This is a genomic window from Staphylococcus saccharolyticus (assembly GCF_900458815.1).
Taxonomy (GTDB): Bacteria; Bacillota; Bacilli; order Staphylococcales; family Staphylococcaceae; genus Staphylococcus; species Staphylococcus saccharolyticus.
This window is the reverse complement of the sequence record NZ_UHDZ01000001.1, coordinates 1,769,558-1,789,038: the sequence shown is the minus strand read 5'-3', so window position 1 is coordinate 1,789,038 and position 19,481 is coordinate 1,769,558. Positions and strand designations below refer to the sequence as shown.

Annotated in this window: 15 protein-coding genes and 5 pseudogenes; 15 read left to right on the top strand and 5 right to left on the bottom strand. The window is 31.4% G+C overall.

Annotated features, from left to right (window positions below; translation table 11 throughout):
• The first annotated feature begins 75 nt into the window (after positions 1 to 75).
• Complete coding sequence (gene clpB, locus DYE57_RS08725) at positions 76 to 2,685, top strand: ATP-dependent chaperone ClpB (RefSeq protein WP_115313694.1); 2,610 nt, start codon at positions 76 to 78, stop codon at positions 2,683 to 2,685.
• Positions 2,686 to 2,943: 258 nt separating this feature from the next.
• Here the strand turns inward: clpB and DYE57_RS08720 are convergent, their stop codons facing one another.
• Complete coding sequence (locus DYE57_RS08720; protein ID WP_115313693.1) at positions 2,944 to 3,138, bottom strand: DUF2929 family protein; 195 nt, start codon at positions 3,136 to 3,138, stop codon at positions 2,944 to 2,946.
• A 246-nt stretch (positions 3,139 to 3,384) separates the two neighbouring features.
• On the opposite strand from DYE57_RS08720, the gene DYE57_RS08715 reads away from it, so the two are divergent.
• The 9 genes and pseudogenes from DYE57_RS08715 (at position 3,385) to DYE57_RS12725 (ending at position 11,483) form a co-directional block, all read left to right on the top strand.
• A complete protein-coding gene (locus tag DYE57_RS08715) occupies positions 3,385 to 4,326 on the top strand; it encodes a beta-ketoacyl-ACP synthase III (RefSeq protein WP_115313692.1) in 942 nt (313 codons plus the stop codon).
• A gap of 11 nt (positions 4,327 to 4,337) precedes the next feature.
• Positions 4,338 to 5,582, top strand: coding sequence for a beta-ketoacyl-ACP synthase II (gene fabF, locus DYE57_RS08710; protein ID WP_115313691.1), 1,245 nt, complete (start codon positions 4,338 to 4,340; stop codon positions 5,580 to 5,582).
• 477 nt (positions 5,583 to 6,059) lie between these two features.
• Positions 6,060 to 7,776, top strand: a pseudogene (gene opp4A / locus DYE57_RS08705) (oligopeptide ABC transporter substrate-binding protein).
• Positions 7,777 to 7,827: 51 nt separating this feature from the next.
• A pseudogene (locus DYE57_RS12885) lies at positions 7,828 to 8,819 on the top strand (ABC transporter ATP-binding protein).
• A pseudogene (locus tag DYE57_RS08695) lies at positions 8,812 to 9,795 on the top strand (ABC transporter ATP-binding protein). The pseudogenes DYE57_RS12885 and DYE57_RS08695 overlap by 8 nt, the downstream one beginning before the upstream one ends.
• A 10-nt stretch (positions 9,796 to 9,805) precedes the next feature.
• A pseudogene (locus tag DYE57_RS08690) lies at positions 9,806 to 10,585 on the top strand (ABC transporter permease); the annotation flags it as partial.
• Between the two features lie 16 nt (positions 10,586 to 10,601).
• The gene (locus tag DYE57_RS12735; RefSeq protein WP_165417905.1) at positions 10,602 to 10,745 is read left to right on the top strand and encodes a hypothetical protein; all 144 of its coding nucleotides are present in this window, start codon (positions 10,602 to 10,604) and stop codon (positions 10,743 to 10,745) included.
• 31 nt (positions 10,746 to 10,776) lie between these two features.
• On the top strand, positions 10,777 to 11,133 hold the full coding sequence (locus DYE57_RS12730) for an ABC transporter permease subunit (RefSeq protein WP_338014862.1): 357 nt from the start codon (positions 10,777 to 10,779) through the stop codon (positions 11,131 to 11,133).
• A 200-nt stretch (positions 11,134 to 11,333) separates the two neighbouring features.
• Positions 11,334 to 11,483 carry a hypothetical protein gene (locus DYE57_RS12725; protein WP_338014861.1) on the top strand — a complete coding sequence of 50 codons (150 nt, stop codon included), beginning with the start codon at positions 11,334 to 11,336 and terminating at the stop codon, positions 11,481 to 11,483.
• 28 nt (positions 11,484 to 11,511) lie between these two features.
• Here the strand turns inward: DYE57_RS12725 and trpS are convergent, their stop codons facing one another.
• Positions 11,512 to 12,501, bottom strand: a complete 990-nt coding sequence (gene trpS, locus DYE57_RS08675; protein ID WP_115313689.1) for a tryptophan--tRNA ligase — start codon at positions 12,499 to 12,501, stop codon at positions 11,512 to 11,514.
• Positions 12,502 to 12,792: 291 nt separating this feature from the next.
• Between trpS and spxA the strand changes: the two genes are divergently transcribed.
• From spxA to pepF, 5 genes are all read left to right on the top strand, one after another.
• Complete coding sequence (spxA, locus tag DYE57_RS08670; protein WP_001829294.1) at positions 12,793 to 13,188, top strand: transcriptional regulator SpxA; 396 nt, start codon at positions 12,793 to 12,795, stop codon at positions 13,186 to 13,188.
• A 240-nt stretch (positions 13,189 to 13,428) separates the two neighbouring features.
• Positions 13,429 to 14,151: an adaptor protein MecA gene (gene mecA / locus DYE57_RS08665; RefSeq protein WP_115313688.1), complete on the top strand. Its 723-nt coding sequence runs from the start codon at positions 13,429 to 13,431 to the stop codon at positions 14,149 to 14,151.
• A gap of 95 nt (positions 14,152 to 14,246) precedes the next feature.
• Positions 14,247 to 14,915 carry a competence protein CoiA gene (locus DYE57_RS08660; protein WP_232619659.1) on the top strand — a complete coding sequence of 223 codons (669 nt, stop codon included), beginning with the start codon at positions 14,247 to 14,249 and terminating at the stop codon, positions 14,913 to 14,915.
• A gap of 17 nt (positions 14,916 to 14,932) precedes the next feature.
• Positions 14,933 to 15,196 (top strand): hypothetical protein, encoded by a 264-nt coding sequence (locus DYE57_RS12420; protein ID WP_232619660.1) that lies wholly within the window; start codon positions 14,933 to 14,935, stop codon positions 15,194 to 15,196.
• Positions 15,197 to 15,260: 64 nt separating this feature from the next.
• Complete coding sequence (gene pepF, locus DYE57_RS08655) at positions 15,261 to 17,069, top strand: oligoendopeptidase F (protein WP_115313687.1); 1,809 nt, start codon at positions 15,261 to 15,263, stop codon at positions 17,067 to 17,069.
• Between the two features lie 340 nt (positions 17,070 to 17,409).
• Here pepF and yjbH read toward each other — a convergent pair whose 3' ends face one another.
• The 3 genes and pseudogenes from yjbH to DYE57_RS08640 form a co-directional block, all read right to left on the bottom strand.
• Complete coding sequence (gene yjbH / locus DYE57_RS08650; protein ID WP_115313686.1) at positions 17,410 to 18,207, bottom strand: protease adaptor protein YjbH; 798 nt, start codon at positions 18,205 to 18,207, stop codon at positions 17,410 to 17,412.
• Positions 18,208 to 18,229: 22 nt separating this feature from the next.
• A pseudogene (locus tag DYE57_RS08645) lies at positions 18,230 to 18,590 on the bottom strand (globin domain-containing protein).
• A gap of 81 nt (positions 18,591 to 18,671) precedes the next feature.
• Positions 18,672 to 19,259, bottom strand: coding sequence for a CYTH domain-containing protein (locus DYE57_RS08640; RefSeq protein WP_115313685.1), 588 nt, complete (start codon positions 19,257 to 19,259; stop codon positions 18,672 to 18,674).
• Positions 19,260 to 19,481 lie beyond the last annotated feature (222 nt).

The following is a 19,481-nucleotide window of genomic DNA, read 5'->3' as shown; positions in this document are numbered from 1 at the left end:
AAAATTAAGGTCAAAGAAAGTCAAAGTCAAATTGACGAACTTTTGATCTACTCTCAATGATAGAGGTGAAGTAATTTGGATATCAATCAAATGACATATGCTGTTCAAGATGCTTTACAAAAAGCTGTTGAGGTCAGTAAAGAATGCGAATTGCAAAATATTGAAAGTGAAGCTTTATTAAAAGCATCAATTGAAGAAAATGATAGTTTATTTAAAAGTATTTTAGAAAGAGCAAATATTGATATTAATCAACTCGTAAAAGCATACGACAATAAATTAAACAATTATCCTAAGGTACAAGGTGATAATGTACAATATGGACAATTTATAAGTCCTAAAACGAATGAATTATTGAACAAAGCAAAAAGCTATATGAAAGACTATGAGGACGAGTTCATCTCTATGGAACATTTGCTTAGAGCTGCAGTGGATAGTGATGAAACAACTCAGAAATATATAGGTAATAAATCTGAAGTAATAAAAGAAATTATAACTAAAGTAAGAGGGGAAAATCACGTGACATCACAAAATCCAGAAGTTAATTATGAAGCTTTAGAAAAATATGGCCGTGACTTAGTAGAAGAAGTTCGTCAAGGTAAAATGGACCCTGTTATTGGCAGAGATGAAGAAATCCGTAACACTATTCGTATCTTAAGCCGTAAAACTAAAAATAATCCTGTCTTAATTGGTGAACCTGGTGTAGGTAAAACGGCTATTGTTGAAGGATTAGCACAACGTATTGTACGCAAAGATGTGCCTGAATCATTAATAGATAAAACTATTTTTGAACTTGATTTAAGTGCATTAGTTGCGGGGGCAAAATATAGAGGTGAATTCGAAGAACGTTTAAAAGCTGTATTAAAAGAAGTTAAAGAATCTGAAGGACGCATTATTTTATTTATTGATGAAATTCATATGTTAGTTGGTGCAGGTAAAACTGATGGTGCAATGGATGCAGGTAATATGTTAAAACCAATGCTAGCACGTGGTGAATTACATTGCATTGGCGCAACAACTTTAAATGAATACCGTGAATATATCGAAAAGGATTCAGCATTAGAGCGTCGTTTTCAAAAAGTTGGAGTAAGCGAACCAGATGTTGAGGATACAATTTCAATTTTACGTGGCTTGAAAGAACGTTATGAAGTATATCATGGTGTACGTATTCAGGACCGCGCACTCGTTGCAGCAGCTGAATTATCAGATAGATATATTACTGATAGATTCTTGCCAGACAAAGCAATTGATTTGGTTGACCAAGCTTGTGCCACTATCCGCACAGAAATGGGTTCAAACCCAACTGAGTTAGACCAAGTCAATCGTCGCGTAATGCAATTAGAAATTGAAGAGAGTGCATTAAAAAATGAATCTGATAATGCTAGTAAACATCGTTTAGAAGAATTACAAGAAGAACTTTCTAATGAGAAAGAAAAACAAGCTTCACTACAATCTCGTGTAGAACAAGAAAAAGAAAAAATTGCGAAAGTACAAGAAAAACGTGCTGAATTAGATCGTAGTCGACAAGCACTTGAAGATGCTCAAATGAAAGGCAATCTTGAAAAAGCAGCCGAGTTACAATATGGTACAATTCCTCAATTAGAGAAAGAATTGAAAGAATTCGAAGAAGCATATCAAGATGAGACAGGCGAAGATAGTGAAAGAATGATTCGTGAGGTCGTTTCTGATGAAGAAATAGGAGATATCGTTAGTCAATGGACAGGTATTCCAGTTTCTAAACTTGTTGAAACAGAAAGAGAAAAATTATTAAGTTTAAGTGATATTCTTCATCAACGTGTTGTTGGTCAAGACCAAGCTGTAGATTTAGTGTCTGATGCAGTAGTCAGAGCACGTGCTGGAATTAAAGATCCTAATAGACCAATTGGTAGTTTCCTATTCTTAGGTCCTACAGGTGTAGGTAAAACTGAACTAGCTAAATCTTTAGCATCGTCATTATTTGATTCTGAAAAACACATGATTCGAATCGATATGAGTGAATATATGGAAAAACACGCTGTATCCCGTTTAATTGGTGCACCTCCTGGCTATGTTGGACATGATGAGGGTGGTCAATTAACTGAAGCAGTGAGACGTAATCCATATTCAGTTATCTTATTAGATGAAGTTGAAAAAGCACATAGCGATGTATTCAATGTGTTACTTCAAATCTTGGATGAAGGTCGATTAACTGATTCCAAAGGACGTAGTGTGGACTTTAAAAATACTATCATCATTATGACAAGTAATATCGGTTCACAAGTTTTACTTGAAAATGTTAAAGATGCTGGAGAAATCAGTGAAAGTATAGAAAAAGCCGTCATGGATAGTCTTCACGCATTCTTTAAACCAGAAATTTTAAATCGTATGGATGATATTGTGTTATTTAAACCATTATCAATCAATGATATGAGTATGATTGTAGATAAAATCTTAACTCAATTAAACATCAGATTATTGGAGCAACACATTTCAATTGAAGTATCTGATGAAGCTAAAAAATGGTTAGGTGAAGAAGCATATGAACCACAATTTGGCGCTAGACCACTAAAACGTTTTGTACAACGTCAAATTGAAACGCCACTTGCTCGTATGATGATAAAAGAAAGCTTGCCAGAAGGTACTATAATTAAAGTTGATTTAAATGATAATAGAGACTTAGATTTTAAAGTTGAAAGAACTATGGACTAATATAAATTTATAACAACTCAAGAGAGTGATAATAGTATCACTCTCTTGAGTTTTTTACATATAAGTAGTCAAACGCATAGGGGAATACTCTGTTTATCAATCACATTAAAAACTATTTAATCAAATATATAGTTGTATAATTAGTGAATATCATGATAATTAACTGGAAAATTCAGGGAAAGTGTCTTCGCCTATGAAGATGAAAAAATAAGCGTGTTAACTAAAAATAGTGGTTAACACGCTTAATTATTTAATAAATTACGATTCGTATTGGTTTAAGCCTTTGTTTGGTTTAAGTATTGGATCTAAAATAGCTACAATAATTGTAAAGATAACAGCTATGATAATAGGGTTAATTACATTTAGAGCTGGTCCGCTATTCAAGCTATTCAATACGAAGTTGACCATTTCGAGCAATAAAACTGCCCATATAAATGTCATGAGGTATCTCATTGTAATAACCTCCACTTGTTTATTCGTTACCTCTATTTTAAGTGATATAGAATCATTTGTATAGTATAAATCAATATATAAATGATTATTCATATTTGTTCATTAAAGAAGATGAGATTAAAATTTGTTAAAATAATCTTAAGAAAAATTTACCGGCGTAAAAAGTATCTCTGCTTGAGTTTAAAAATATGAATATGTTAAATTAATACCTGGTATTAAAAATTTATTTTAAGAAGGTGTACGACCATGAACGTGGGTATTAAAGGTTTCGGAGCTTATGCTCCGAAGAATATTGTAGATAATGCCTATTTTGAGCAATTTTTAGAAACATCAAATGAATGGATTTCTAAAATGACTGGTATCAAAGAAAGACATTGGGCGGATGAGGATCAAGACACATCTGACTTAGCGTATAACGCAAGTTTAAAAGCCATTGAAGATGCAGGAATTAAACCTGAAGATATAGATATGATTATTGTAGCTACAGCAACTGGAGATATGCCATTCCCAAGTGTAGCTAATACTTTACAAGAAAGATTAGGAACTGGCAAAGTTCCGACTATGGATCAATTAGCAGCATGTTCTGGTTTCATGTACTCAATGATTACTGCGAAACAATATATTCAATCAGGTGACTATAAACATATTTTAGTTGTGGGTGCTGACAAATTATCTAAAATTACCGATTTAAAAGATCGTTCAACTGCTGTGTTGTTCGGCGATGGTGCTGGTGCAGTAGTCATGGGTGAAGTTTCTGAAGGTCGTGGTATCATTAGCTATGAAATGGGTTCTGACGGTAGTGGTGGAAAATATTTATATCTAGATAAAGAAACTGGAAAATTAAAAATGAATGGTAGAGAAGTATTCAAATTCGCTGTTAGAATTATGGGTGATGCTTCAACTCGTGTGGTAGATAAAGCCGGTTTAACTTCAGATGACATTGACTTATTTATTCCACATCAAGCAAATATTCGAATTATGGAATCTGCAAGAGAGAGATTAGGTATAGAAAGAGAAAAGATGAGTGTTTCTGTAGATAAATATGGTAATACCTCAGCAGCTTCTATACCATTAAGTATTAATCAAGAATTACAAAATGGAAAAATTAAAAATGACGATACTTTAGTCTTAGTTGGGTTCGGTGGAGGCCTAACTTGGGGCGCAATCGTTATTAAATGGGGAAAATAGGAGGATAACGTATGAATGAAAATAATAGAGTTGTTATAACGGGTATCGGAGCCTTATCTCCAATCGGTAACGATGCTAAAACGACATGGGAAAATGCATTAAAAGGAGTTAATGGTATTGATAAAATTACGAGAATTGATACTGAACCTTACAATGTACACCTTGCTGGTGAATTAAAAGATTTCAATATTGAAGATTATATTGATAGAAAAGAAGCACGTCGCATGGATCGGTTTACTCAATACGCAGTTGTAGCTGCAAGAGAAGCGGTTAACGATGCTAAATTAGACATTAATGAAAATACTGCTGATCGTATTGGTGTATGGATTGGCTCTGGTATTGGGGGAATGGAAACGTTTGAAACTGCACATACGACTCTTGTAGAAAGAGGACCACGTCGTGTAAGTCCATTCTTCGTGCCTATGTTAATTCCTGACATGGCTACTGGACAAGTGTCAATTGATTTAGGAGCTAAAGGTCCTAATGGTTCAACTGTAACAGCGTGTGCTACAGGTACTAACTCTATTGGTGAAGCGTTTAAAATTATACAACGTGGTGATGCTGATGCCATGATTACAGGCGGTACAGAAGCGCCTATTACACACATGGCAATTGCTGGATTCAGTGCTAGTCGTGCACTATCTACAAATGATAATGTAAAAACAGCTTGTCGTCCATTCCAAGAAGGCCGTGATGGTTTTGTCATGGGAGAAGGTGCAGGTATAGTAGTGCTTGAATCTTTAGAATCTGCTAAAGCACGTGGTGCTGAAATTTATGCTGAAGTGGTTGGCTACGGTTCTTCGGGAGATGCACATCACATTACTGCACCAGCTCCAGAGGGCGAAGGTGGTTTTAGAGCAATGCAAGCTGCTTTAGATGATGCTGGTATTGATGCGAAAGATGTTCAATATCTTAATGCCCATGGTACAAGCACACCAGTTGGTGATTTATTTGAGGTTCAAGCAATCAAAAATACATTTGGCGATGCCACAAAATCTCTAAAAGTAAGTTCTACTAAGTCTATGACTGGACATTTGTTAGGTGCTACAGGTGGTATAGAAGCTATCTTCTCTGCTTTATCTATTAAAGATTCTAAAATCGCACCAACGATTCATGCTGAAACTTCAGACCCAGAATGTGATTTAGACTTTGTGCCAAATAAAGCAGAAGATTTAGATATTACTTACGCAATGAGTAATAGTCTAGGTTTTGGTGGTCATAACGCAGTTTTAATTCTAAAAAAATTCGAAGACTAAATAAAACGAAATTAGTTTCTGAATATATAATATTTAACGGTTGGTGATTAAATTTTTACTTACCATTAACTTTTATATTATAGATAAAATTATGCAATTTTTTATTATATTAGTCGTCTGTTTTGCCAATTTAACAAAAAATTTAAAGCTCACATAATTAATCTATAAGTTTGAGGATTGGATTATCTTAAGTTTGAAATAAATTCTAAACTCAAACATACATTTTGATAAGTCAATAGCTAGAGAAATAAGTAAGAAAAAGAAATAAATTAATGAAGATAATACTTCAAATTCTTGTTAAAGGATTTGGAGTATTTTTATGTTTTTGATTGTATGAATTGTAATTATTTTTTACTTTAATAATTAATATAGAAATATAAAATATATAATGACGGAATATTCTAAAAACTAACTTGTAATAAAAATTTTTAATAGTAAACTGATAAAAGCAACTAAGAATTAACAGGAGGATAATTAATGAAAAAATGTTTTAAGTATTTAACTTTACTTTTAGTAATTATATTAGTACTTCTTAGTGGTTGTGGAAAAGGGAAACAAGATGTAGATATTAAAGATGCAAGTGAAACAGATACTTTTAATCACAAAGGTGGTATCCTTAAAGTTGGTATGCCAGCTGCACCATCAGGTGTATATTCTTCTATTTTTAAGTTCTGAACATTCAGACGCTACAGTAGAAGGTTATTTTAATGAAGGTTTAATCAAAGTAGATAAAAAAGTTAAATCTAAAGCATTTATTGCATCTTGGAAGGACATTGATCTAGGAAAGAAAATTGAGTTCAAAATTAAAAAAGGTATTAAATGGCACGATGGTAATGAGTTAACTATTGATGACTGGATTTATACTTTAGAAGTTTTAGCTAATAAAGATTATTCAGGAAGCTATTATCCCTTCAATTGAAAATATCAAAGGTGCAAAAGAGATGCATAATGGTGATGCAGATCATTTGAGTGGTATTAAGAAGAAAGATAAATATACTATGGAAGTTACATTTGATAAAAAGAAAGTGAATTATTTAACTGGTTTTATTTCAGGACCTTTATTAAGTAAAAAATATTTAAGTGACGTACTGGTTAAAGATTTAGCAAAATCAGATAAAATTCGTAAACATCCAATTGGTATTGGACCATATAAAGTGAAGAAAATTGTTCAAGGTGAAGCTATTCAATTAGAACGCTTTAATGACTATTGGCAAGTTAAACCATCATTAGAAAAAATTGAATTAAAAGTTATCGATCAACCTCAAATGATTAAAGCACTTGAAAAAGGTGATATTGACTTAGTAAATGATGCAACAGCACCTATGGCTAAAGAAGCTAAAAAATCTAAAGAAAATATTAAAGTTTTATCAACTCCGAGTCTTGAGTATGCAGTGATCGGATTTGTCTCTCACGATTATGATAAAGCGAAAAATAAAACTGGCAAAGTTCGTCCAAAATATGAAAATAAAGAATTAAGACAAGCGCTCATGTATGCTATCGATAGAAAAAATGGATTAATGCATACTTTAATGGTTACGGAAGTGAAATTAATTCGTATGTGCTATCCACTGAATGGATAGCAGCTGACGCTAAAGATTTAAATGATTATAAATATAATCCAGAAAAAGCTAAAAAAATTCTAGATAAAATAGGCTATAAGGATAAAGATGGCGATGGCTTTAGAGAAGATCCAAAAGGAAAACCATTTGTTATTAACCTCAAACATTACGCTGGTTCGAACCCAACATTTGAACCACGTACGGCTGCAATAAAAGATTTTTGGGAAAAAGTAGGACTTAAAACAAAAGTTAAATTAGTTGAATTTGGAAAATATAACGACGATTTAGCAAACGCATCTAAAGATATAGAAGTTTACTTCAGATCTTGGGCAGGTGGAATTGATCCAGATCCATCAGATTTATATCATAATGATAGACCGATGAATGAAATGCGTACAGTTTTACCAAAATCAGATAAATTACTAGATGATGCCTTAGATTTTGATAAATTTGGAAAAGATGAGAAAAAACGTAAGGATTTATATGTACAATGGCAAAAATATATAAACGAAGAGTTACCTGCGTTACCAATGTTACAAATGAAGTCAATTAGCATAGTTAATGATAAAATTCACAACTACGATATTGAAATCGGAAATGATAAAGATTTATATCAATTAACTAAGATTGATTAACTTTTGATGAATCTCAACTGATGTCGAGGTTTATTTTTAAGGAGGAATAAAATGAATCATCATCTTTTAGAAGTTAAAGAACTTGAAACATCACTTTTGATAGATAAGCAGTGGTATCCAACAGTCGATAATGTGAGTTTTAAATTAGAAAAAGGTGAAGTTTTAGGGGTAGTTGGTGAGTCTGGTTGTGGTAAATCGATATTAAATAAATCTATTATCAAGTTGCTACCAAATAAAATTTCTAAAATTACTCATGGAGAAGTTATTTTTGAAAGAAAAAGAATAGATCAGTGTAGTGAAAAAGAATATTTGGAAATCAGAGGGAAAGATATTGGAATGATTTTCCAAGAACCTATGACTGCCTTGAACTCAGTATTTAAAATAAAAAATCAACTTATTGAAAGCATATTAGTTCATAAGAAAAAATCTAAAAAAGATGCATATATTAAGGCTAAAGAATTACTGTTAAAAGTTGGTATCTCTAGGCAAGAGGAAGTATTAAATAGTTACCCCGCATCAACTTTCCGGTGGGATGAGACAACGTGTCATGATAGCTATGGCAATGTTCACCAAAATTACTTATTGCTGATGAACTTACGACGGTATTAGATGTAACTATTCAAGCTCAAATTTTAGAACTATTAAAAACAATTCAGAAGGACACAGAAATGTCTATTATTTTAGTTACACATGATCTGAGTGTAGTTTCTGAGTTTTGCGATAAAGTCATGGTAATGTATGCAGGTCAAATGGTTGAATACGGAAAATTAGATGAAATACTTAAAAAACCTAAGCACCCTTACACGAAAAAATTATTGAAAAGCATTCCTACATTAGAAGATGAACGTGATAGATTAGATACTATTGAAGGTATAGTGCCATCGATTACTGAATTCCAATTAAATAAATGTAGATTTGCTAATAGATGTACGGAAAAAATAGGAATTTGCAATACAACTTGTCCAAATATAAGGAATATCGATCAGTCACTCGTGCGATGCCATTTATATCAAAGCCAAAGTGGGGAAAAACATCATGAATAACGTATTAGAAGTTAAAAAAGTTAAAAAGTATTATGAATTGAAAACAGGATTATTTCAAAAGCGTCAATATGTTAAAACTGTAGATGATGTCACATTTTCTATTGAAGAAGGACAGACATTTGGTTTAGTAGGTGAATCTGGTTGTGGAAAATCAACGATTGGGAAAACAATTGTGAGATTAGAAAACGTAACTTGTGGAGAAATCAAAATATGTGGAGAGAATATTACACATATAAAAGGAAAAAATTAAGAGAAGCACGTCAAAATTTTCAAATGATATTTCAGGATCCATATGCTTCATTAAATCCTATGCAAATGGTAGGGAACATCATTGCAGAACCATTACTTAATTATAGAAAAATAACAAAGTGCGAATTGAAAAGTGAAGTTATGCATCTATTAAGCTGTGTCGGATTAAATGAAGATGCTTATTATAAGTACGCTCATGAATTTTCTGGTGGTCAAAGGCAACGTATTGGAATAGCAAGAGCTTTGGCTTTAAGAGCAAAACTTATAGTTGCTGACGAACCCGTTACGTTAGTGCATTAGATGTATCTGTACAATCACAAGTATTAAATATTTTAAAGGATTTACAAGATGAATTTAAATTAAGTTATTTATTGCACATGATTTAAGTGTTGTAAAACATATTAGTGATGTAATAGGTGTGATGTATTTAGGAAATATGGTTGAGATAGCCTCGCATAAAGAAATTTATGATGAACCGTTACATCCATATACGCAAGCATTAATTTCTTCAATACCACAATTTAATCAAGAGAAAAAAGATAGAGTTATACTTCAGGGAGAATTACCTTCGGCGAGTCATCCACCTAAGGGATGCCCATTCCAAACCAGATGCCCGTTAGTTCAGGAAAAATGTAAAATAGAAAAACCAAAATTAGTAGAGCTTCATAAAGGTCATCAAGTTGCTTGTTTTTATTCACAAAAATTAGGGAGTGCTGCTAATGATTAAATTAATACTTAAAAGATTAGGACTTAACGATTCAATCCCTAAGCAATATATTAGATGGGCGAATAATATTGTATATGGAGATTTTGGAGAGTCAATAAAATACAAGAGACCAGTAATGGATCTTGTGAAAGAAAGATTGCCAAATACTATTTTGTTAGGAACTGTAAGTTTGATCATAACTTATATGATTTCTTTTACATTGGGTGTTATTTCTGGAAGGTATTCTTATACTATTAGTGACTATTCAATTCAAGTGTTTAACTATGTGATGTTAGCAATACCTTCATTTATTGCAGGTGTTTTTGCAATATTTTTCTTTGCGTTTCAATTGAATTTATTTCCATTTCAAGGTTCTGTAGATATCAATATAAAAGAGGGGACGCTTGATTACTATATCAATAAGCTCTATCACACTATTTTGCCAGCAACAACATTGGGAGTATTATCAACTGCAGGATATATCCAATATTTACGTAATGACATTATTGAAAATTCTCAGGAAGATTACGTGTTAACAGCACAGTCGAAAGGTTTTTCTACAAATAAAATATATTTAAAACATATTTTAAGAAAGTCATTAATTCCAATAATAACTTTTTTAGGTGCAGATAAGTATTTTAGGTGGTGCCGTTATAACAGTATAGGTAAATTATTTTTAGAATCAGTAACTGGGCAAGATTATCCCGTGATGATGGCTATGACCCTATTTTTCTCATTTCTAGGATTATTAGGCAATTTAATTTCAGATATTACATATGGTTTTGTGGATCCAAGGATACGCAGTAATTGAGGAGGAGGTATCTCATATGAAGAAAAAATCCTATTCACCATTTGTTATTTCAATGAAAAAGTTTTACCGTAATAAAATAGCTATGATTTCTCTATCTTTTCTATTATTAGTTGCAATTATTTCAATTATAGGCCCCATTCATAGCACCTTTACCTATTAATAAACAAGACTTACTCAATATTAAAGGAGATATGTCAGTTGAAAACCTTTTAGATACAGACGCCGGTGGAAGGGACAATTTTAGTAGACTTTTATATGCCGGTAGAATTTCATTAGCTATAGGTTTCACTTCAACAATTGGTATGCTTTTAATTGATATTTCAATTGGAGTGATTTCAGGTTACTTTGGAGAGATTATAGATACGTTATTAATGAGAGTAACAGAATTTGTAATGTTATTTCCTTTCCTTATTTTTGCAATAGTATTAAATGCTGCATTAGGAGATAAAATCAAAAATCCATATGGCTCTGCGATTATTTTAGTATTCGTAATTATAATATTGAGCTGGGGAGGTATTGCTAGACTGGTGAGAGGAAAGGTATTATAAAAAAAGAAAATGAATACTTTTTAGCCGCTCAATCAATAGGAACACCTACATATAAAATTATATTAAAACACTTACTATCCACTATACTAAGTGTCGTGATAGTACAAGCAACATTAACATTTGCTGGAATGATCGTCGTTGAATCTGGGTTGAGTTTTTTAGGTTTCGGTATTAGTAAGTTTATCCCCTCATGAGGAAATATGCTTAGTTATGCTCAAGAAGGTGATGTATTAAGTGGAAAACCATGGATTTGGATGCCACCAGCAATAATGATTACATTAACGATATTAAGTATTAATTTTGTAGGTGAAGGACTAAAAGATGTGTTTAATCCTAAAGGTAGAAAATAAAAAGGGAGACAAAATTTTGGCTCCTTTTTTATCTTTTTCGACCTAAGCCCATTGCTTTTTCCATTTTTTTCAATGTTTTAAATGAAGCTTTATGCGCTTTTTCTTTACCTTTATCTAAGATATCATCCAGTTCTTCAGAGTTATAAAACCTCTCATATTTTTCTTGGAAGTTAATCAAGAAATCTTTAACAATTTCAGCTAAATCTCCTTTAAACTTACCATATCCTTCACCTTCATATTTTGTTTCGATATCTTTAATAGGTTCATCAGTTAACCCTGAGTATATGGACAACAGATTAGAAATACCTGGTTTATTTTCACGGTCGAATTTAATGGCACCGTCGGAGTCAGTAACCGCACTTTTAATTTTCTTAGCTGCTACGTTAGGCTCATCTAATAGTGAAATAAAATTCTTTTGATTATCATCACTCTTACTCATCTTCTTAGTAGGGTCTTGTAAACTCATTACACGTCCACCTATTTTTGGCATACGAATTTCTGGTTTGACTAAAACATAGTTGTATCTACTATTAAATCGATCTACAAGATTACGTGTAAGCTCCATATGTTGTTTTTGGTCATCGCCAACTGGAACAATATTGGTATTATAAATAACAATATCTGCAGCCATTAAAGGTGGATATGTTAAAAGTCCTGCAGGTACGACATCTACACGCTTTTGAGCTTTATCTTTAAATTGTGTCATACGTTCAAGCTCGCCTATAGAAGCAATTGTTGTAAGCATCCAACCAGCTTGCACGTGTGCAGGAACTTCAGATTGAATAAAGAGAGTTGATTTATCTGAATCAATTCCTGAAGCTAAATAAATTGCTGCTAGTTGCCGAATTTGTTTACGTAATTTCAATCGATCTTGTGGAACCGTAATTGCATGCTGGTCAACGATACAGAAATAACATTCATAGTCATTTTGAACATCTACGAATTGTTTTAAAGCACCGATATAGTTACCAATTGTAGGGATACCACTCGGTTGAATTCCTGAAAATAAAGTTTCCATATGAGATGCCTACTTTCTAATTAGTATTGTTTAGGTAACATTATAACAGTATTTCGTTAAATTGTAAGTTGTGTTAGAATAATAGTTAAATGGGTATACACTATAAGGTAGGTACATATTTTACCTATTTTAAGATTTCTCAGAATTATGAGGATTTTCTCATTTAATTTTAATCTTAGGTATTTATAATAATAAGTGTAAGATTAAGAAAGCCAAAAAATTCAATTTCTTTAATCAATAACTAATTTAAAAAATAATGAATTTAATTCATTCTATAGGAGAGTGAGATGTATGGTAACATTATTTACTTCACCAAGTTGCACATCTTGCCGTAAAGCGAAAGCATGGTTACAAGAACATGACATTCCATATACGGAGCGTAACATTTTTTCTGAACATTTAACAATTGATGAAATTAAACAAATTTTAAAAATGACTGAAGATGGAACAGATGAAATTATTTCAACTCGATCTAAAACATATCAAAAATTGAATGTAGATATTGATTCATTACCACTTCAAGATTTATATTCAATTATTCAAGATAATCCAGGCTTATTACGTCGTCCAATTATTTTAGATGACAAACGTTTACAAGTTGGATATAACGAGGATGAAATCAGACGTTTCTTACCAAGAAAAGTACGTACGTTCCAATTACAAGAAGCGCAACGTTTAGTTGACTAATAACTATGTCATTGATAACTTTACTAAAAGATACTAACAACACTATTGTCTTTAATAGTGTTGTTTTTTGTGTCAAATGACTTTGTAGAGAAAGAGTTTTCTTGGCGTCAAATTAGGGAATATGTTAATATGGAAATCCTAAAGAAAATAGTTAAAATTAATCAAACAAATAGATTGTAATTTATATTCCGTTCTAATACAATATGGTTACTATTCATCGACTGTAAGGAGTGAGATGATATGAGAATAGAACGTGTTGATGATACAACAGTTAAATTGTATATAACCTATGGCGACATAGAAGAACGTGGTTTTAGTCGTGAAGATTTATGGAGTAACCGTAAACGCGGTGAAGAGTTCTTTTGGTCAATGATGGATGAAATCAATGAAGAAGAAGATTTTGTTGTTGAAGGTCCTTTATGGATTCAAGTACATGCTTTCGAAAAAGGTGTGGAAGTTACTATCTCTAAATCTAAAAATGATGACGCGATGAACATGTCAGATGATGATACTAATAATCAATTTGATGATCAAGTGAATGAGTTATTAGCTCAAACATTAGATGGAGAAGAAAGTTTAGATGATTTATTTGAACAACGTAATCAACAAAAGAAAAATAGCAACAACAATGATAGACAACGCACACGTAAACCTTCTAATGTTAGAAATATCATTGTAAAATTTGAAGATTTAGAAAGTGTTATTAATTATGCACATCGCAATAATCAAAATACAACTGAATTTGAAGATTTATTATACATGATTGATAATCAATATTATTACTCAATCCATTTTGATGATTCTGTTTCTCAAGAGGAAATTAACGATAGCTATAGTCAATTATTAGAATTTGCCTCCCCAACAGATAAGACAGAAATATATTTAAATGACTACGGTAAAATTATTATGAGTCATAATGTAACATCTCAAGTTCGTAGATATTTCACAGACTCAGAAGAATAAATCGATTGTTTTTAAGCAAGGCGCTGATAAGGCCTTGTTTTTTATTTTCAAAGTAAAAATATGAGAAACTTCGTTATTAATAATGAGGTGAATTTATGTTAGTAACAATGAATCAAGACGGACAAAGAATCCTTGCCAAGAATGCTAGTAAGTGTCAACACTATGTTTGTCCTTATTGTAAGAGTAGCGTAGTATTTAAACATGGATGTTCCATGCTTCCTCATTTTGCTCATAAAGGAAGAACTAAGCATAAATGTATAAAAACAGATATCGCTCAACACTATCATTTAAAATTGTATTTATCACAAGCATATCGTCGATTAAATCGTCATGTTCAAATCGAGCCATATTTTGCTGAAATTTCACAATATCCAGATATTGTTGTCGATTCTCATTATGCTATAGAGGTTCAATTGTCTAAAATAAATGTTTCTCAAATTATACATAGAACATTAGGCTTAAATAGTATCGGATTAGAGGTTTATTGGTTGATTGATGATATCTGTCGAAGAAAAAGTTATTTAGAGTTAACTCAATTTCAAAGCTCTTTTATAAACACTGTTAGTCGAACGTTGATAACTTGGAATTCTGCAGATTCGTCAATGATTCTTTATAGTCAAATTCAAAATATAAGTGGTAAAAAGTTTGTAGCGAAGAGGAGTTATTTAATAATTGTGAAGGAAGACAAATCCAAACATATAAATTATCTAAAAAACAGATTTTACTATATACAAACAAGTGTAGAAGAATTAATTCTGTATTAGAGTCAATCTTAAGTGCAATGTATCAGTTAAAGATATATGATGAAGAAGTTTGTACGCGCATAGGATTTATAGTACCAAATCAAATATACATTTTATCTTATCCTATTGAATGGCAGTTACAATATTTATTGTTAAAAGATAATTATAATAATACTGATGTTAGTAAACAATTGTTGCTAAAAGTTAAATTTAGAAGTTTTGCATCTGTTAAATATAATCGACTTAATATTTTAAAGGGCTTAATCAGCAATTTGAAGAATTATATTTTAGAGGATGCTTAAACGTGCAAAAATGATGTTAAAATGAGAAAATTAAGCTATTGATATAATCAAGGAGGTTTACTATATGAGTCAACAATTAACAAGAGAAGAACAAGAACGTAAATATCCTCAATACACTTGGGATCTAACTACTATATTTGACAGTGATGAAGCATTCGAAACAGCTTTTAAAGAGGTTGAAAGTGAATTAGGTAAAGAAGAACAATTTAAAGGTCAATTAGAGGAAAGTGCACAAAAGCTTTATGAAGCTTTAAGTTTAGAAGATGAAATCGGTACTAAATTAGAGAAAGTATATGTCTACGCACATTTAAAGCAAGACCAAGATACTGCCAATGATAAATATACTGGTTTAGAAGCTCGAGCGCATCAACTAGTGATTAAATTTAGTTCAGCTTGGAGCTTTTTAGTACCTGAAATATTACAATTAGACGAATCAACGATTAAATCTTTTATTGAATCTAATGAGCAATTAAAACAATATGAGTTTGATTTGAAATTAATAAATGAAAAACGCCCTCATATTTTAGATGCTGATACTGAAAAATTACTTACTGAAGCACAAGATGCATTATCAACACCATCAAATGTGTATGGTATGTTTAGTAATGCAGATTTAGAGTTCGAAGATGCTGTCGATAAAGATGGTGAGTCACATCCATTGACGCAAGGTACATTTATCAAATATTTAGAGTCAGACGACCGTCAACTAAGAGAATCTGCATTTAGAAACGTTTATAAAGCGTATGGAGCACATAATAATACTCTAGGCGCCACTTTAGCTGGAGAAGTAAAGAAAAATGTATTTAATGCTATAACTCATAACTATAGTTCAGCACGTGAACGTGCATTGAGTAATAATCATATACCTGAAGGGGTTTATGATAATTTAGTTAAAACAGTGCATAAATACCTTCCTTTACTACACAGATATACTCAACTAAGAAAAGAATTATTAGGTATAGATGATTTAAAAATGTATGATTTATATACACCATTAGTCAAAGATGTAAAATTTGAAATGCCTTATGAAAAAGCTAAAACATGGATGCTTAAAGCTCTTGAACCAATGGGTGACGAGTATTTAAGAGTTGTTAAAGAAGGATTGGAGAATCGTTGGGTAGACGTATTCGAAAATAAAGGTAAACGTTCAGGTGGATACTCATCAGGCGCTCATTTAACGAATCCATTTATTTTATTAAATTGGACAGATACTGTATCTGATCTATATACACTTGTGCATGAATTTGGACATTCTGCTCATAGTTATTTTAGTCGTCAAAACCAACCATCTAACTTAAGTGATTACACTATATTTGTTGCTGAAGTCGCATCAACTTGTAATGAAGCACTTTTAAGTGATTATATGGATAAGCACTTAGATGATGAACGTCGTTTATTATTACTCAATCAAGAATTAGAACGTTTTAGAGCTACGTTGTTCCGTCAAACTATGTTTGCTGAATTCGAACATAAGATTCATCAAATCGAAGAAGCAGGCGAACCATTAACACCTAATAGAATGAATGAAGAATATGCTAAGTTAAATAGACAGTATTTTGGTGAAGCAGTAGAAACTGAAGAAGATATTAGCAAAGAATGGTCACGTATTCCACATTTTTATATGAACTATTATGTATATCAATACGCAACTGGTTATAGTGCTGCTCAAAGTTTAAGTCATCAAATTTTAACGGAAGGTGAGCCAGCTGTAAAACGATATATTAACGAATTCTTGAAAAAAGGTAGTTCAAATTATCCAATTGAGATATTGAAAAATGCTGGTGTGGATATGACAACTCCTAAACCAATTGAAGAAGCTTGCGAAGTTTTTGAACAAAAATTAGATGCTTTTGAAAAGCTTATGAAAGCTTAATATGATTGAATTCGCTTACAATTTGAACAGATTGTGACAATTTAAATTTATAAATAAACAAAGGTTGAAAAGGGGCAAATCCCATGTTATATTATGAGCATGAAATTAATCACATAACAAACATACCCCTTTGTTTGAAGTGAAAAATTTCTCCCATCCCCTTTGTTTAGCGTCGTGTAATAAAACACGGCGTTTTTTTATGTCTAATTTCAAATAATATTTCCAAATAGGTTAAATATACATTTTTTATTCAGAATAATTTTAAGCAACACACATTAATTTAAATATAAAAAGGATTCGATTGAAACCTGTATGGTTTAACCGAATCCTTTTCTTATAATTAACATGAAGGCATTTTTGATTTCCAAAAATCACCTTCAGGATATTGTAGTTTCTCTACTTTTTGCTGTAATGATAACTTCTTCAATTCTTTATTAAGTAACTTTTCAGGCCACTCATAAATAGTTAATAATTCTTCCATTGTTACAAGTTGTTTCTTTTGAATATAATATTCTAATTTAGGAGGAAGATTCTTTTCAATTGGTTGACCCATTAATTCATTAATGATGTAAGTATATATATGATAAGGGTATAAGCCTTCAACTTTTAATCCTTCTTCATGAATGTCTTCACTAAAGAAAACGAGTGATGGTGATTGTTCAATTTCCATCTCACGTGCGATATGAAGATCCACCTTTAAACTATCAGTAAGTTTACTTTTTTGTAAATCTTCTTTAAATACTTGATAATCAATGCCTGCATTTTTAATACAATCACAAATCATATCCTCAGTAATAATATCTCGTTTAGGGATGATTTCATTTTGCATGAGATGAATAAATCTTTCAGCTCTCACTCGTCCTTGAAGTTCAGCAGCTTTATAGGCAAGTGCGATATTATCAAAGTCAGAAGTACTTTGAGCTTGGCACTTTGTTAAAACCTTTAAAGACGGGATTAAAATATGTCGAACTCGGATATACTTATTATATTCAATTCTTAATTTTGACAAGATTGCTGATATTTTAAAGCAATCTTTACTAAAAGGATCAAAAAAAGAATAAATCTCTATTTTGCTAACAGGTGATAGATTAGTATCTTCACGACTCTTATTCTCCATGATTCTTAATTCTTCAGCCATGTATTTTCACCTACAATTAGATTTAGGAATTTACCATGTGATTTGCAGTTAAACGTAGTCGTTCATATTAAATAATCTCCTACACTTGCAGGAAAATTTGCATGTTGAATGGCAGTATACATGTTCTCTAACCATGCATCACGCTCATAGTCGCTAATGGTAAATTCCATATGTCTTCTTTTTAACATGGGATGACCATGTTCTTGAGTATATAAGTCTGGTCCGCCGAGAAACTGTGTTAAAAATTGTTTTCTACTTGTCTCACTAAAGTCTACTGGAAATAAGTAGTTAATACGATTGTCTTTTTCGACTAGATTATAAAAGTTATCAATTATTTGATATAAAGCGTCTTGACCTATTAACTCATATGGTGTTTTAGACATATTATCACCGTGTTCCATTAATATATATCTAATATAACATGAATTTTTACATTTGAAAGTAATTTGCCTTTTTGGAAAAGTCTACTTCTTTTTACTTGCATTTTTTTCTTCAAAAAAGCGTTGTACTTTATTTAAAGGTTTTTTGTGCTCTAAATTGAACTCCTCTAACAAACGATTAAATTTAACATAACCTTCATCATGAGAACGAACTTCATACTCTAATTCATAGTCTGTTTTTCCTAAGTATTGACTTTTATCTAATACCAAAAGTTCATTTTGGTGAGGTGTTTCTAAACGATGTGTTGTTAAATGTCCTAAAATAACCAGTTCATCGTTAAATACATTAAATTCATTTTTTACAATTTTTCTGATATCACTTGGTAACTGTGAAAGTTTGATGGACATATTAAGTTGAGGTTCAATATCTACTATATGATTATATTCTGTCAAACCCGCATCCTCTGGTACTTTTAAAGTCATTTCATAATGATTATCTTTTACTCTGATGCGTAATGCTGAATGATGCTGTTTTAATTTAAAATGGTTTGTATCTATATAATAATTGGTTTGAGTAAAGGTTTTTTTATTTTTAAAGTAAGTGTGATAAATTTCCTCATAAGTAGATCTATTTAAAATTTGTTTAAATTCAATTTCGTTATTTGTAGACATACCAAACACCTCTTAATTTAATTTCTTAAGCCGAAATCTTTAGCATGTTTCATTATGACGAATTTCTATCATAAATAAAAGTAATTCGTCATACTAAAAATGTATATCTTTTTCTGAGGTTTATTGTTTTCTGAAAATAACTTTATAAGAAGTTAGATCATTAAATATTTAAATTAAGCATAAGAAAAGTAAAAAATCGTTAATTAGGTAAAGATTTTTATG

Coding starts and splice junctions, on each gene's coding strand:
- DYE57_RS08720 (WP_115313693.1), bottom strand. CDS start 3,138: ATGAGATACCTCATGACATTTATATGGGCAGTTTTATTGCTCGAAATG.
- DYE57_RS08715 (WP_115313692.1), top strand. CDS start 3,385: ATGAACGTGGGTATTAAAGGTTTCGGAGCTTATGCTCCGAAGAATATT.
- fabF (WP_115313691.1), top strand. CDS start 4,338: ATGAATGAAAATAATAGAGTTGTTATAACGGGTATCGGAGCCTTATCT.
- DYE57_RS12735 (WP_165417905.1), top strand. CDS start 10,602: ATGAAGAAAAAATCCTATTCACCATTTGTTATTTCAATGAAAAAGTTT.
- DYE57_RS12730 (WP_338014862.1), top strand. CDS start 10,777: ATGTCAGTTGAAAACCTTTTAGATACAGACGCCGGTGGAAGGGACAAT.
- DYE57_RS12725 (WP_338014861.1), top strand. CDS start 11,334: ATGCTTAGTTATGCTCAAGAAGGTGATGTATTAAGTGGAAAACCATGG.
- trpS (WP_115313689.1), bottom strand. CDS start 12,501: ATGGAAACTTTATTTTCAGGAATTCAACCGAGTGGTATCCCTACAATT.
- spxA (WP_001829294.1), top strand. CDS start 12,793: ATGGTAACATTATTTACTTCACCAAGTTGCACATCTTGCCGTAAAGCG.
- mecA (WP_115313688.1), top strand. CDS start 13,429: ATGAGAATAGAACGTGTTGATGATACAACAGTTAAATTGTATATAACC.
- DYE57_RS08660 (WP_232619659.1), top strand. CDS start 14,247: ATGTTAGTAACAATGAATCAAGACGGACAAAGAATCCTTGCCAAGAAT.
- DYE57_RS12420 (WP_232619660.1), top strand. CDS start 14,933: ATGTATCAGTTAAAGATATATGATGAAGAAGTTTGTACGCGCATAGGA.
- pepF (WP_115313687.1), top strand. CDS start 15,261: ATGAGTCAACAATTAACAAGAGAAGAACAAGAACGTAAATATCCTCAA.
- yjbH (WP_115313686.1), bottom strand. CDS start 18,207: ATGGCTGAAGAATTAAGAATCATGGAGAATAAGAGTCGTGAAGATACT.
- DYE57_RS08640 (WP_115313685.1), bottom strand. CDS start 19,259: ATGTCTACAAATAACGAAATTGAATTTAAACAAATTTTAAATAGATCT.